This window comes from Cyanobacterium aponinum PCC 10605 (assembly GCF_000317675.1).
Taxonomy (GTDB): Bacteria; Cyanobacteriota; Cyanobacteriia; order Cyanobacteriales; family Cyanobacteriaceae; genus PCC-10605.
Genome location: NC_019776.1, coordinates 3,034,674 through 3,049,850 on the forward strand (window position 1 = coordinate 3,034,674; position 15,177 = coordinate 3,049,850).

10 protein-coding genes and 1 tRNA gene are annotated in these 15,177 nt (G+C 35.3%); 8 read left to right on the forward strand and 3 right to left on the reverse strand.

The features are described 5' to 3' along the window. The first annotated feature begins 84 nt into the window (after positions 1–84). The 8 genes from CYAN10605_RS12715 to CYAN10605_RS12750 all read left to right on the forward strand — a co-directional run bounded on the left by CYAN10605_RS12715 (position 85) and on the right by CYAN10605_RS12750 (position 9,635). Entirely contained in the window at positions 85–1,437 is a 1,353-nt protein-coding gene (locus CYAN10605_RS12715) for a DUF3179 domain-containing (seleno)protein (RefSeq protein ID WP_015220357.1), read from the forward strand. A 48-nt stretch (positions 1,438–1,485) separates the two neighbouring features. Continuing rightward, positions 1,486–2,130 (forward strand): peroxiredoxin-like family protein, encoded by a 645-nt coding sequence (locus CYAN10605_RS12720; protein ID WP_015220358.1) that lies wholly within the window; start codon positions 1,486–1,488, stop codon positions 2,128–2,130. A gap of 101 nt (positions 2,131–2,231) precedes the next feature. After that, positions 2,232–2,573, forward strand: a complete 342-nt coding sequence (locus CYAN10605_RS12725) for a hypothetical protein (RefSeq protein ID WP_150108958.1) — start codon at positions 2,232–2,234, stop codon at positions 2,571–2,573. Next, positions 2,566–3,030 carry a putative iron-sulfur cluster-binding metallochaperone gene (locus CYAN10605_RS12730; protein ID WP_015220360.1) on the forward strand — a complete coding sequence of 155 codons (465 nt, stop codon included), beginning with the start codon at positions 2,566–2,568 and terminating at the stop codon, positions 3,028–3,030. Before CYAN10605_RS12725 ends, CYAN10605_RS12730 begins: the two co-directional genes overlap by 8 nt. A 27-nt stretch (positions 3,031–3,057) precedes the next feature. Then, positions 3,058–3,957, forward strand: coding sequence for a sulfite exporter TauE/SafE family protein (locus tag CYAN10605_RS12735; protein WP_015220361.1), 900 nt, complete (start codon positions 3,058–3,060; stop codon positions 3,955–3,957). Between the two features lie 327 nt (positions 3,958–4,284). Continuing rightward, positions 4,285–4,629, forward strand: a complete 345-nt coding sequence (locus CYAN10605_RS12740; RefSeq protein WP_015220362.1) for a hypothetical protein — start codon at positions 4,285–4,287, stop codon at positions 4,627–4,629. 536 nt (positions 4,630–5,165) lie between these two features. Then, complete coding sequence (locus tag CYAN10605_RS17910; protein ID WP_015220363.1) at positions 5,166–8,021, forward strand: cellulase family glycosylhydrolase; 2,856 nt, start codon at positions 5,166–5,168, stop codon at positions 8,019–8,021. A gap of 342 nt (positions 8,022–8,363) precedes the next feature. After that, positions 8,364–9,635 (forward strand): L-lactate MFS transporter, encoded by a 1,272-nt coding sequence (locus CYAN10605_RS12750; RefSeq protein WP_015220364.1) that lies wholly within the window; start codon positions 8,364–8,366, stop codon positions 9,633–9,635. Between the two features lie 742 nt (positions 9,636–10,377). On the opposite strand, the gene proB is transcribed toward CYAN10605_RS12750, so the two are convergent. The 3 genes from proB to CYAN10605_RS12765 all read right to left on the reverse strand — a co-directional run bounded on the left by proB (position 10,378) and on the right by CYAN10605_RS12765 (position 15,152). After that, complete coding sequence (proB, locus tag CYAN10605_RS12755; protein WP_015220365.1) at positions 10,378–11,490, reverse strand: glutamate 5-kinase; 1,113 nt, start codon at positions 11,488–11,490, stop codon at positions 10,378–10,380. Positions 11,491–11,778: 288 nt separating this feature from the next. Then, positions 11,779–11,851 (reverse strand) — tRNA-Phe (locus CYAN10605_RS12760). 196 nt (positions 11,852–12,047) lie between these two features. Then, the gene (locus CYAN10605_RS12765; protein ID WP_015220366.1) at positions 12,048–15,152 is read right to left on the reverse strand and encodes an efflux RND transporter permease subunit; all 3,105 of its coding nucleotides are present in this window, start codon (positions 15,150–15,152) and stop codon (positions 12,048–12,050) included. Between the last annotated feature and the right edge of the window lie 25 nt (positions 15,153–15,177).

Sequence of the window (15,177 nt, forward strand, 5' to 3'; positions counted from 1 at the left end):
AAACTTTTATCATTTTCGAGGAAAGGTCAGGTTTCTCGCCTGAATTTCTGCTTAACTTTGACCAATAATTCAAACTAAGTAAATATGTCTTATTTAAAACCCTTAGCAAAAACTGAAGTTTCTGACCAAGCCCAAGAAATATTAACAGAAATAGAAAATCAATTTGGGATGATTCCCAATCTTTTCAAAACCTACGCTTATTATCCCCCTTTATTAAAAGCTAATTGGCAAAAATTTCGGGCAACTATGGAAGGGGGAACATTATCACCAAAATTAAAACAAACCATTGCCGTATTAATTTCTCTGGATAATAGTACTGAATATTGCGTTTGCGCCCATTCTCGTGCCTTATTAAATATGGGAATTAGTGAAGAAGAATTAAAAAATATTCGTCATTTGATTGAGGTTTTAATCATGAGGAAAATTATTACAATGACTTTGGGTAGCCTGACTTTTTCAGGGTTTATCTTATTCGGATTGATATATCAAGCAGGAGGAGTGGAAAATTTCAAACTGCGTTATTTCGCCTTAACAGGTATTTTCCAAGATCAAACTAAGGAATTAGCAGATATTAGAAGCCAAAACTTAAATCCTGCTAAAAATACTCGTATTGAATTAAGTCAGCTTCTTAATGGTGGGCCTCCTAAAGACGGTATTCCTAGTATTGATAATCCCGTTTTTGATACTTCTCAAACAACTCCTTTTCCCCAAAATGAATTAGTAATTGGTGTAGTAGTTAATGGGGAAGCTAAAGCCTATCCTTTAGGTATTATGAATTGGCACGAAATCGTTAATGATACCGTAGGCGGTACTAACCTGACAATTACCTATTGTCCTTTATGTGATACTATTGTTGCTTTTGAAAGGGGTAATACTACTTTCGGAGTTTCTGGGAAACTCTATCAAAGTTGTCTAGTAATGTTCGATCGCAGCGATGATACTCTTTATTCTCAACCTTGGGCATTGGGAGTAGTGGGCAAAAATGTTAATACATCCTTAAATAGAGTAGCTGCCGTTAAAACAACCCTCGGAGACTGGTTAGAAAAATATCCAGATAGTAAAATTTTAGCGACAAAAACCGGGCATAATCGGGATTATTTTCGTTACCCTTATGGCAGTTATGACACTGATACTAAATTGATTTTCCCTGTCAGAAATCAAGAACAACTGCAACTGCATCCAAAAGCCATTGTTAGTTATATTTGGGAAGAAAATCAAAAAACACCCCATAATAGTTTTTCTGGTATTAGTCAACAATTTCCCCATGAAGAATTAAAAAAATTAGGAGAAAAAACCGTCAAATTTGGCGATCGCACTGTCAAAGCTCGTTGGGATACCGAATTAAACACAGTGATTGTGGAAGAATTAGACGGAAAAATTATCCCTAGTTCTACTGCTTTTGCCTTCGTTTATCCCAGTTTTTTTGATATTTTTTAATCAAAAATATCGACTTATTTTCAATAATAAAATATAGGTAATTAACCAATGAATTTACAACAAGAATTAAACAATCTTTCCCAACAAATGCAACAAAAATTATCCGATGATGTTAAAAAAATTATGGCAAAAACTGCTCAAGAATTAATTGACTCTCAAATCAGCGAAAAAGCCTTGAAAAAAGGCGATAAAATCCCTAGTTTTGCCTTACCTAACAGCACAGGTAAATTAATTAATATCAGTGATATTTTAGCCACATCAAAAGCCGTTATATCTTTTTATCGGGGAGGTTGGTGTCCATATTGTAACCTCGAATTAAAGGCTTTACAACAGCGATTGCCAGAAATAAAAGAAGCAGGGGCAAATTTAGTGGCTATATCTCCTCAAACTCCCGACAATTCCCTCTCAACTATTGAAAAACAAGAATTAACCTTTGAAGTTTTAAGCGATGTCGGTAACAATGTGGCGAAAGAATTTGGTTTAGTTTTTACAGTACCAGAAATTTTGCGTAATATCTACCACAGTTTTGGCATTGATTTACCTAAATCTAACGGCGATGACTCCTATACCTTACCCCTTCCTGCCACTTATATTGTGGATCGAAATGGTACTATTATTTATAGTTTTGTCGATACAGATTATACCAAAAGAGTTGATCCCCAAGAAATTATTGATATTTTAAAAAGTTTGTAGTAAGCCTTAAAAGGCTTTTTTCAATCTTGTTAAAGGTTAAATCAAGTTCAAGGGTTGAATAATATTCAACCTCGATAAAATACTATTTTGAGTTTATTTATTTGATGAATAAAAAGAATAAAAAATTAATTACAATTACTCACATTCCTACAAGCAAAATCATTGCAAGAGGGTTTGAAGGTTGGGGATTTATGGCTTTTGAGGGAAATTATTATATTCGTCTTAAATACATAAGAACCACTGGTTTTCAATTTAGTTATATACCCAGATTTTGTATTTATAAATTTTTATATGTTTGGCTACATCTTAAAGTTAAAGATTATAAAGAAGAATTTATTGCTTGGATGTATGTCATTCCTAATCCTCTTTTGCCTTTTATTTGGTTTAGAATTGGATTACCTAGAAATCATCACGCTTTAAAAATTGAGATTGAAAATGTCTAATTGTTTTGTTTGTCAACAAAAAGGAAAGCCAGTCAAAATTGTTACTCTTCAAAACTTACTTAAAACTGAAGTATTAGCTAAGTTAAATACAACTCTTAATTACTTTTTTTGTGGTGAAGAAAATTGTCCAATTGTTTATTTTAATCAACAAGGGCAAATTTTTATCATTGAAGAATTGAAAGTACCTGTTTATCAAAAAGATAAAAGCAAAAATATTCCTGTTTGTTATTGTTTTAATTGGACTAGAGAAAGTATTTATCAAAAAATAAAAGAAACTCAACAAAATGATGTGGAAAATTCCATTAAAGCGAAAATGAAAGCTCAACTTTGTGCTTGTGAAATCAAAAATCCTCAAGGTAGTTGTTGTTTAACTAATGTGCATCAAACTATTGATAATTACTCTTCTGAATTTGAATTACTTAATGATGATGAGATGATAGTATTAACCCAAAATTAGAAATTTTGTTATTTTTATGTGATTACGATGAACTTTGAATATTGGTATATGTTTCCTTTTTCCATCGTCATCGCTACTATTGCTATGGCTTCGGGAGTTGAGGGGGCGACTTTTTTTACTCCGTTATTTATGCTTGTGTTAAAATTACCGCCAGAAGTTGCTATTGGTACTGGTTTAATTACGGAAGTATTTGGTTTTTCTAGTGGTTTATTTGCTTATATTCGCAAAGGATTAATTGATTTTAAGTTAGGAAAAAAACTGTTAATTGTCACGATTCCTTTAGCTTTAATCGGTACATGGTTGGGTAAATTAATCTCCCCTTCTGCTTTAAAAGCGATGTTAGGAGTAGGTTTATTTGTCATCGCCCAAAGTTTTTTGAGTAATCCTGAATCAGAAGAAATAGAAGTTTTAGACGCAAATATAGCTAGTCATTCGAGAGAAAATCCTCAAACTTGTCTCACTAGCAATGATGGTGAAACTTTTTGTTATACCATAGCCAATACCACTGAGGGGCGATTACTTTCGGGAATTGGGGCGTTATTTTTAGGCATGGTATCTACGGGGTTAGGGGAGTTAAATGGTTATTTCTTGATTCAACGGTGTAAAGTGCCTTCTCAGGTGGCAGTGGCTACCAGTGTTTTTATCGTGGCTATTACTGCTTTAATCGCATCGGTAGGTCATGTATTACAATTTCTTCAAGCAGGAAATGATGAGTTGATGACAGTATTAAGTTTAGTTATTTTTACTGCACCGGGTGTTTTAATTGGTGCGCAATTTGGTTCAATGGTTGCCTCTAAATTGTCTCAAAAATTGTTGGAAAGAAGTATGGGTATTTTGTTTATTATTGTAGGTGCGATCGTACTTTTTGAATTGGCGGTTAAAAATCAAGATTTAATTTCTAGTTTTATATATATTAGTATGATATAAATTGTGTGCCATATCTTCTTATTCTCCTGTTTGTTAAGAGAAGTTAAGGGGAAGTAAATACCATAACTGAAATATAATTGCTGTACAACTGATTTAATGTTTTATTATAACCAAATTCTGAAGGGCAGTTGATCATAACATATTCTAATTAATATAAAATGATTAACTATTAAAAAAAAATTAGTTCATATTTTATTAAAGACTAATAAATAGTAAAAAAAATTCATTTAAAATTGTACTTTTGTTCATCATTATTTCATAGTCAGACTCCACAATAATAAATAAGAAAAGAAACAAGAAAGTATAAATATATAGGAGAAGACGGTCATGAAAAACTTAATTAGTAGTGTCATTTACACTTCAATGTTGATCTTAATGGTAAACCCAAGTTATGCTAATGATTTAGCAATGAAAAGTCAGAATTCTCGATTTATAGGCTATGAGACGAATCCTCATAATTTAGTAGATTTAGGGTATCAAGGTTACTTTAAAGATAGCGGTATTCCCTCTGCAGGTTTATTTCTTCATCAAGTAAATACAGGTAAAATAACTGCTCAAAAGTTAGTGCAAATTGGTATTGATAATGGACGTTTATCTGCTGACAAAATTAACGACGATAGTTATATTAATTCTGTTGCTAGTTATTTGCGTCAATTAAATCAAATTCACTAAATAGCTAAATATTTTAAGAAAGTATAGGATGGGTAAAAACCCATCTTTTTTTAAAATTTTATGCTTTTAAATCAATACTATTAATTAAAAATGATTATTTATAAAGAAAATAGAGAGAAAAAACTGGAAAGAAGAGAACAGTTATCATCAAAAATTCATTAGTTAGATGACAATGTTTCAATAAAAAATATTAAAAATTATTTAATCATGAGCGGTTCATCGAAAATATTAGAGATAACCGTTCAGCATTTTTTACTTAAAAATGTCATTATAGAAACAGTTATAAAAAGTCAGTAATTTTCTGGAGTAATGTTTAAAACTCTTAGCTATTAAGTATTAAAAAGTATTAATATGATAATAGAAAAGCTAATTTGTGTGAGGTTTAGTTAATATAAGATTCTCAGATTTTGAGTAATAATTAGAGAAGCAAATAAATATCATAATTTTTACTTAACTAAATATTCTCTAAAGAAATAGTATGACTGACTGCTTATACACTCTATCTTTATAAACTCACACTTAAGGAATGAGAATAAATGGTGAATACCGTTGATTTTGCTCTAGTTAATGATTGGGGTTCAGGTTTTCAAGGACAACTCACAATCACAAACAACAGTAGCTTGTTAATTTCTGATTGGACTTTAACTTTTAGTGCAGATTTTGAAATTACAGATCTTTGGAATGGCACGATTATAAATCGTCAAGGTAATCAATATACCATTAGTTATCCCAGTTGGGATCGTGATATATCTCCTCAAGAAACTGTTTCCATTGGTTTTATTGGGAAACCTCTCAACACAAGTTTTTCCGAACCAACTAACTTTATACTCAATGGTGAGGGTGTTAATACTGAAAATCCTCTTCCCCGTATAACTATTAGTGATGCCACAGTAACAGAAGGTAATCAAGGACTATCTTATCTTATTTTTACAGTTTCTCTTGACTCGGGAAGTAATCAAACCGTTACGGTGAACTATAGCACCATAAATCAAACAGCAACAGCATCTCAAGATTATGAACCCATGTCGGGGGTTTTAACTTTTGCTGTAGGAGAGACAACCAAAACTATTTCTGTACCAGTATATGGCGATAATTTAGTAGAACAGAATGAGACATTACAGGTCATTCTTGACAATGCTTCAGGGGCAGTAATTGAAAATGGTCAAGCACTGGGAAATATTATCAATGATGATCAAAATCCTCCTTCAGAAAATGATAGTGATATAGTTGTTGATTTCACCGTCAATAATCAATGGAATAGTGGTTTTACCGGTACGATTACCATTACTAATCAAGGAACAAACCCTATAGATGGTTGGCAACTAGGTTTTAACGCACCATTTGAAATAGTTAATGTTTGGAATGCTAATAATAATAGCAATGATAGCCAAGGTTATAATTTTTCCAATCTGAGTTGGAATCGACAAATTCCCGTTAATGGTTCGATTTCTTTTGGCTTTAATGGCGCATGGACCCAAGGAAATATTCCTGAGCCTAGTAACTATTCATTTAATGGTATTCCCCTTGAAGATACGGAGGGAAATGTTGTTTTACCTACTCTAACGGTTAATAATGTAAATGTTACTGAAGGAAATAATACCATCGCTAATTTTATTGTTACCCTGAGTGAACCTAGTCAAAGGTTAGTAGAAGTAAGATATAGTACTGAGGATAATTCTGCTAGTGCCGGTTTAGATTATGAAGCTATTAGCGGAAACTTGGTATTTAACCCTGGAGAAACAAGTAAAACCATCGCAGTTAATATCTTTAATGATAGCATTTTAGAAGATAATGAGACGTTGAGCTTAAATTTATCTTCCCCTGTTAATGCAACCATCGAAGATGGACAAGGAATCGCAACTATTTTACAAGGGGGACTTACTGCCGAGGGAGGATGGCAAACTCAGGGTAATCAAATTATTGACCCCGATGGAAACCCCTTCCGGATTAGCGGAGTTAACTGGTTTGGGTTGGAAACGAGTAATTTTACTCCCCATGGTTTATGGGCAAGAAATTATCGGGATATGATGGATCAGATGAGGGATTTAGGATATAACACCATCCGACTTCCTTTTTCTAACCAACTTTTTGATTCTGGCAGTGTTCCCAATAGTATTAATTATAGTCTCAATCCAGATTTGCAGGGGCTTAATGGATTACAAATCATGGATAAAGTTGTTGACTATGCAGGACAGATAGGCTTAAAAATAATCCTCGATCGCCATCGTCCTAGTGCTGAGTCTCAATCTTCTTTATGGTACACCAATCAATATTCTGAAGCAAGATGGATTAGTGATTGGCAGATGTTAGCTCAACGCTATAGTGGGAATAACACAATTATTGGGGCAGATTTGCATAATGAACCCCATGGTTCGGCTACTTGGGGTAGTGGAAATATAGCTACAGATTGGCGTTTAGCGGCTGAAAGGGCTGGAAATGGCATTCTCTCTGTTAATTCTGACTGGTTGATTTTTGTGGAAGGTATCGAAAACTATAACGGCGAAAATTACTGGTGGGGTGGTAATTTAATGGGAGCAAAAGATTTTCCTGTGCGCCTTAACGTGGCGAATCGCTTGGTGTATGCTCCCCATGATTATCCTGCTTCGGTTTATCCCCAATCGTGGTTTAATAGTGCTGATTATCCTCAAAATTTGCCCGATTTGTGGGATCGTCATTGGGGTTATCTTCATCAAGAAAATATTGCTCCTGTGCTACTAGGAGAATTTGGGACAAAGTTGGAAACAAGAAGCGATCGCCTCTGGTTAGAAGAACTAATAAACTATCTAGGGGAAGGAAGTAACGGCATTAACTGGACTTATTGGTCATGGAATCCCAACTCTGGCGATACTGGAGGTATTCTTCAAGATGACTGGAATACCGTTAACACCGATAAACAAAATCTTCTTAATAATCTTTTGATTGATAACGGGGGGATTTCGTCTTCTGGTACTTTTACCATGGAAAATAATAATCCAGAAACGTCGCTGTTTGCTTTAGAGTCCTCTGAAAATTCTAATAATGCTCAAACCCTAAATAATTCATTGAATTCTGACCGAGATATTTTAATTAACTTCCAAGTAGATAATCGTTGGAATGATGGTTTCACCGGCTCTATTACCATTACAAATCAGGGAGAAACACCGATTCAAGGTTGGGAATTAGAATTTGATTCTTCATTTGCCTTAACTTCTCTTTGGAATGGAAAACAAAAACAAATTAGCAGCGATCGCTATTTAGTATCTAACCTATCATGGAATGAAGAAATACCCGTTAACGGCTCGATTTCTTTTGGCTTTAATGGATTATGGGACGGAGAAATAATACCCAATCCAGATAATTACTTTTTAAATGGACAACCATTGATTGATATTTCTAGTCTTTCCTCAATATAGTAATCCTGAATTAGTCATCTAAAATCCTCCCCTCACTTCCCAAAATTATAAGGAATCAAAGGGGGGAATATTTTTTTTACCTCAGTTGTTGAGCAAGAATGTTTGATTTTGACGGGTATCAGGTGTTATATTTCTCTAGCATTGATGATTTAGCAAAAAAATGAAAAGAGGAAAATCAATAAACATACGTTTTCTGTAAATTATTATGACTTTGATTTTTCTCCACCACCGCCAGACAATTTTATATCGAACTCAGGTTAATTACCAATTGAGAAGTTTATATCACTTATTGCCTATGAATAGATTAAAATAAATAATATATACATTTATTTAACTGATTAAATGGATAGTTGCGTAGATTTAAAATTATTTAGCCTTCCTGCAAAACAAGGTAGATGGTTATTAATTCCCGTGGGAATAATCGTTTTGCTTTGTTTGGGTAGTGTTTACTCTTGGAGTATTTTTCGTAAACCTCTGGAAACACAATTAAATATAACTGCTACAGAAAGTTTATTACCTTACACTATCGGTTTATTGTCTTATTCAATTTTAATGCCTATTGCTGGTTTTTTTATTACTAGGATTGGCACAAGAGTTATAACCGCCATAGGAGGGTTGATAGTTGGTGCAGGCTATATTTTGGCTAGTTTTGCTCCTAATATTACTTTAATGACTCTTAGTTATGGTGTAATAGCCGGTGCGGGGGTTGGTATTGCCTATGGTGTGCCGATGGCAGTGGTAGCAAAATGGTTTCCTGATAAAAAAGGTTTGGCGGTGGGTTTAACAATCATTGGCTTTGGACTTTCTCCGCTTATTAGCGCACCTTTAGCTAATCAATTAATTATCTCTTATGGAGTTAACTCAACCTTAAGAATTTTAGGGATTACTTTTATTATCATTATTTCCACAATGGCGATCGCACTTAAGTTACCACCTTCCCATTGGAATCTCTCTTTCTCCTCTACCTCTGTAAATAACGCTTCTGTTATGGTTAACTACACTCCCATGTTAAAAACCCCTTCTTTTTATGGATTATGGTTTTGTTATGCCATTGGTGCATTAGTAGGTTTGAGTGCCATTGGAATTTCTAGCCCTGTGGGAGAAGAAATTATCCAGATTGACTCTAACTTTGCCGCTCGAAGTGTTTCCCTATTTGCTTTATTTAACGGCATCAGTCGCCCTTTATTCGGATGGTTAACAGATCGTTTTTCCCCTCGTCAAGTTGCGATCGCGCAGCGCCACTTCGTGATCGCATCTTTTACCATCATAATTATAGCTTGTACCCTTATGATTTCTGCTCAAGCAGGAGATATTGCAACTTATCTAATTGCCTTTTGCCTATTTTGGTTTTGCTTAGGAGGATGGTTAGCCATGGCACCGACAATGACACTCCGATTTTTTAATCCTGATAACTATGCTCAAAACTATGGTATTGTTTTTACCGCTTATGGTATAGGTGCATTAATTGGCACAGTATTTGTCGGACAGATGCGAGATTTGTTTGGCAGTTATACTTATGGCTTTTATATTATGGGTTTCTTAGGAATTATTGGTATTTTCATCGCCCAATTTACCCTCAAAAGTCCCCATAGCTCAAAAGATTATCGTGAGTGATAAAGACTTGGGAGATTGGGGGGAAATGAGTTCGGAGTTATTGATTTATTAATTATTCACTATTTACCTTTGTCCTCCCAGGGGGGATAAAGGGCAGGGCTGTTTCATTTTCGAGGAAAAAAAAGAGCGGGAGATAAGGGGAGAGGGAGATGGGGGGATTTTTGACTTGTAGATTTTAAGTAATAGTAAAAAATCTTAAAACAATCAATTAATCATTTTAAATTATCAAAAATCATTACTTATTACTCGTTACTTATTAATCTCTCTTAACCAAAAATTTTAGAATGAAACAGCTCTGGGAGATAAAGCAGGGTTTTTTCATTCTCAAAAATGTCAATTTTTGAAACTAACAAATAACCTCAGTTCGGTTTAAGAATTTCCGATAAGGTTAGGTGTCAGGTGTCAGGTTGCAGGAACAGCAGGTGGTAGGGGTTTTTAGCAAGGGGCTTAAGCCCCTTGTTTAAGTCAGTTCGGATTAAGGCAATTTTATCGTTATTTCTAAGAAGCTATAAGGTTTTTTGACTACGAGTTGGTCTGCTTTCAGCTTATCCAAAACTCAGGTTAACAAATAGTAACAGATACAGGAGTTTTTAAGTATTAATTAATCAATTATTAAGAAAAAACGCTCCCCTCTACTGTGGGAGAGGGGTTGGGGGTGAGGGCAAGATAATTTTGCCCATTGCTTTTTTAAAGTTACCCTTTTCGCCATCACTCATCGATGAAAATTTATCTCGAACTAAGATTAATTATCAAAAATAACTAGATTATCTCGATGAATAACAGTTTCAGGGGTTTGATAACCTAGAATCTGGGAAATATTGGCGGATTTTTGCCCTTTGACTAAATCTAAATCATCATAACTATAATTAACAATACCCTTGCCGATAATCTCTCCCTGAGAATTGATGAGATCCACAGCATCAGAAACGCTAAAATTGCCTTCTATAGTAGTAATTCCAGCCGCCAGTAAAGATTTTCCTTGTTTACAAAGAGCATTAACTGCCCCATCATCTAAATGGATTCTACCCGTGGAAACTAAGCCATTTGCTATCCAACGTTTACGAGCATTTTCTGTTTTTGGTTGAGCCGTAAATTTTGTCCCGATCGCCTCTCCTGCTATAATTTTGCTAATATTATAGGGTGTTTTTCCGTTAGTGATAACCGTCGTTACTCCAGCACTAGAAGCAATTTTTGCCGCCCTTAACTTTGTAATCATACCACCAGTACCCCAACCACTACCTCCTTCACTAACATTTATTTCCAGTTGGGCAAATTCGTCACTATTAACTAGATCGATAGGAACGGCAGAGGGTACAATACGAGGGTCTGCCGAATAAAGTTTGTCCACATCCGTTAATAAAAATAACCAATCCGCTTCTACTAAACTCGCTACTAATGCCGAAAGAGTGTCATTATCTCCGAATTTCAATTCATCCGTAGCAACAGTATCATTTTCATTGACGATGGGAATTACTCCTAACTCAAACAAAGCATTAAAAGTATTGTTTGCATTTACATAGGAGTTTCTATCCATTAAATCCCTTCTAGTTAAGAGAATTTGGGCGATGGGTTGTCCGAGGTTACTAAATAAATCATCATAAACTCTGATTAATCTTCCTTGTCCAACGGCTGCGATCGCTTGTTTTATGTTAATATTACGAGGGCGTTCAGTCAAACAAAGTCTCCCACAGCCTACTCCTACCGCTCCAGAAGAAACGAGAATAACCCGATTACCTTGTTGACGTAAATTTGTGAGAGTTTCCACTAAACTAGCAATAGTTGAAAGGGCTAAATTACCTGTTTCCAGTCTGGTTAAGCTAGAAGTGCCAATTTTGACAACTATAGTTTTGGACATAGAAAAGAAAAATTAAAATTATGAATAATGAATAAATATAGCAATCCTATCTGAGTTGTGTTATTTATTGTGTACTCAAAGATAAGAAGCAAACATTTACATAACAATATTTATAGTATCTTTGAGTTTTTTTCTAATAACTAATCAACTAGAAATTATTTAGGAATTTTACACATTATTATCAATTAAATTTTCCAACTGTGTTAACTTTCAAAATGCGTAATTTTGCCTGACAAAAGGCTTTAATTAACTGAAACGAATATCAAATTACTGCATAAGTATAGATTATGGCGGGAGGCGGAATTGAACCGCCGACACGAGGATTTTCAGTCCTCTGCTCTACCAACTGAGCTATCCTGCCGTTTTTGGTCACTTCTATATTCTAACGATTAGTTTTTGTTTTGGCAAGTTTTTTTGGGGTTTTCTGATAAATTTTTCTACATTATTTTACAGATGTTACTATGTTACTCACTATCCCCCTCGAAATATTGAACTTTAGTAGTCAACTGACGGCTGTAACTATTAATTTCTCATTGGACTGCGTAACGTCAGTTGTTTTATTTATTTAGGGTTTCTTCTAAGTTTAAAACTTGTTGTACTTCCTCTGCTTGTTCATTTCTCCATAATTTACTTAGCCAGTGAATAAAGTTATCCACATAACAAAAAATTACAGGAACAACGATTAGTGTTAAAAGAGTGGAAGTTGTAAAACCACCAATAACAGCGATCGCCATTGGACTTCTGACTTCTCCATCTGCTCCCCAAGCTAAAGCGATAGGTAACATCCCCGCAATAGTTGAAATAGAGGTCATAACAATGGGGCGCAATCGAGAAACACCTGCATAAATAACAGCATCCCGTTGAGATTTTCCTTCTTTCATCCCTGAGAGGGCAAAATCCACTAACAAAATAGCGTTTTTAGTCACTAAACCTAATAGTAAGACAATCCCAATTAGAGCAAATAAGGCTAACTCTTTTTGGGTGATTAACAATCCTAATAATGCACCACCAATAGAAAGGGGGAGAGCGGCAAGAATTGCAAAGGGATAAAGAAAATTACCATAAAGTAAGACTAAAATGGCATAAATACAGCTAATAGCCAAAAATACTGCACTCAAGAAACGAGTAAATACATCTCTCATAATTTCTGCATCTCCTGCGGGTTCTTCTGACACTTCAGAAGGCAGAGGATTCATAATAGGTAGGGCTTTCACCGCTTCTAGGGCATCGCCGAGGGAAATACCTTGTAAATTTGCTCCTAATTCTACTTGTCTTTGTCGGTTGTAGCGTTGAATCTCCGCAGGGCCTGTGGCTAAACGAATCGAAGCAACGTTATCTAAGGTGACTAATGAGCCATCGTTGGTAGGCACTTTTAAGTTTTTGATAGTTTCTATGTTTTGACGATATTCTGGATTAATTTGCACTCTGATGGGAATTTGTCGATCGCGCAGATTGAATTTTGCTAAATTAGAATCATTATCGCCAATGGTAGCTAAAGAAGCAGTACGAGCGATCGCATTTACAGAAACTCCTAAATCTCCTGCTTTTGCTAAGTCTGGTTGAATGATAATTTCTGGTTTAACTAAACTAGCACTGGAAGATACTTCCACTAATCCGGGAATAGACTGCATTTGTTTTTCCAATTCTTGGGCAGTTTCGGTTAAAATTTGCCCATCATCGCTTTTTAAGACAATGGTAAGGTCTTTACTGCCTCCTCCTGCCCCTTGAGAGCGAAAAGTAACTCTTGCTCCCGGTATCTGTTTAAATATAGGACGCATCTGTGATTGAAAGTCCTGTAAACTAACCTCTCTATTTTCTTTAGGCAATAAGTTGACGTATAACAAAGCATTACTGACATCATTTTCACCAATATTTGCTAAAACATTTTCTACTGCACTTTGACTTGTTAACTTGTTAGTAACATCAAAAACTATTTTTTCCGTGTTTTCTAAACTTGCTCCGGGAGGCAATTCCACCTCTACTAAGCTCAAACCTTGATCTGGTTCGGTAAATAAACCTTGGGGAATATAAGGGATTAACTGTAAACTGCCAATAAAGAAGATGAGGGCGATTAAAAGGGTTGAAATTTTGTTACGCAAAGCCCATTTTAACAGGCTACGATAAGGATGCCATTTTCCTGAAGGGTTTATATCATGATGATTATATCGTTTGTGGGCAGGTTTAGATTTGAGCAAATAAGCACTTAACATGGGAGTCATGGTAGTTGCCACAAGGGTAGAAAACATAGTTGCAACTGCTACTGTTACTCCAAAAGGTTGGAAAAATTGCCCCGGCACTCCCCCCATAAAGGCAACGGGTAAAAATACTGCCACGATGGTTGCGGTGGTAGCCACTACCGCCAAACCGATTTCCCTTGCCGCATCCATTGCCGCTTGATAAGGTTTTTTACCCATGTTTAAATGTTGGTCAATATTTTCAATCATACAGATAGCGTCATCGACTAAATTACCCATAGCCAAAGCTAAAGCCAGTAATGTCATACCGTTGAGGGTGTAATCAAGGGCTTGCATCACCAAAAAGGTGGGAATAATAGATAATGGTAGGGCTAAACCTGTAATTAAAGTTGCTCGAATATCCCGCAAAAAAATACCGACACTAATTACCGTTAAAATTGAACCGATAATTAAAGAGCCAATAGTACCTTCATAAGAATTTCTGATGGCGGTGGCACGGGTGAAAATTAGTTCTATGTTGATGTCATCAGGAAGATTTTGCTTAATTTGCTCTAGTTTTTTTTCAACATTATCGGCGACAGTGACAAGATTGCTTCCTGTACTGCGCAAAATGGAAAATCCTACTACAGCTTCATTGTTCAAATAAGCTGATTGACGGGCTTCGGCAAAACCATCTCTAATTTCTCCTAAATTTTTTAAGGGTATGGTATCACCATTACTGAGAATAATGGGATAATTCGCTAAATTTCTGACGGTTTGAGCACTGCCAATGGTACGAATATTTTGTTCTCCTTCTCCTAGATTCGATCGCCCCCCAGATAAGTTAAGATTAAGGTTGCGTACTTGTTCATTTACTTCTGTAGCTGTAATATTATAAGCCTGTAAACGGGCAGGGTCTAAGTCGATTCTAACTTCTCTATCTTTGCCTCCAATTCTGTTTACTTGTGCTACTCCATCCACGTTTGCCAAATCCCTAGCAATACGCCGATCCACCAAATCTGTTAATTCATCCACACTTCTTTTTTCTGAAGATACTACATAAGTTGCGATCGCACCTCCAGCAAACTCTAATTTTTGGACAATGGGTTCGTTTATATCTGCGGGTAAATCCTGACGAATTTGGGCAATGGCATTACGCACATCATTAGTGGCTTGATTTGCATCTGCTTCTAGTTCAAAATTAATGGTAGTAACCGAACGTCCATCATTAACCGTTGAAGAGATACTATCGATAAGATTGACGCTAGACACTGCATCTTCTACCTTTTGCGTTACTTGAAATTCTAGCTCCTCAGGTCCTGCACCTCTTTGGGTTATAGTAACTTGAACCACCGGTACATCAATATTAGGTTGATCATTTATTCCTAGTTGAAAAAAAGAAAATAGACCAAAAATACTAAAGAAAAGGAATAAAACTAAGACAGAAACAGGATTTTTAACAGACCAAGTGGAAAGATGAAATGACATAGACTTATAATTTAGGCTATCTTAG

What these genes read in the sequence shown, in the direction of transcription:
- CYAN10605_RS12750 (WP_015220364.1), top strand. Translation starts at nt 8,364, where the DNA reads ATGGATAGTTGCGTAGATTTAAAATTATTTAGCCTTCCTGCAAAACAA.
- CYAN10605_RS12765 (WP_015220366.1), bottom strand. Translation starts at nt 15,152, where the DNA reads ATGTCATTTCATCTTTCCACTTGGTCTGTTAAAAATCCTGTTTCTGTC.
- CYAN10605_RS12730 (WP_015220360.1), top strand. Translation starts at nt 2,566, where the DNA reads ATGTCTAATTGTTTTGTTTGTCAACAAAAAGGAAAGCCAGTCAAAATT.
- CYAN10605_RS12735 (WP_015220361.1), top strand. Translation starts at nt 3,058, where the DNA reads ATGAACTTTGAATATTGGTATATGTTTCCTTTTTCCATCGTCATCGCT.
- CYAN10605_RS12720 (WP_015220358.1), top strand. Translation starts at nt 1,486, where the DNA reads ATGAATTTACAACAAGAATTAAACAATCTTTCCCAACAAATGCAACAA.
- CYAN10605_RS17910 (WP_015220363.1), top strand. Translation starts at nt 5,166, where the DNA reads ATGGTGAATACCGTTGATTTTGCTCTAGTTAATGATTGGGGTTCAGGT.
- CYAN10605_RS12740 (WP_015220362.1), top strand. Translation starts at nt 4,285, where the DNA reads ATGAAAAACTTAATTAGTAGTGTCATTTACACTTCAATGTTGATCTTA.
- CYAN10605_RS12715 (WP_015220357.1), top strand. Translation starts at nt 85, where the DNA reads ATGTCTTATTTAAAACCCTTAGCAAAAACTGAAGTTTCTGACCAAGCC.
- proB (WP_015220365.1), bottom strand. Translation starts at nt 11,490, where the DNA reads ATGTCCAAAACTATAGTTGTCAAAATTGGCACTTCTAGCTTAACCAGA.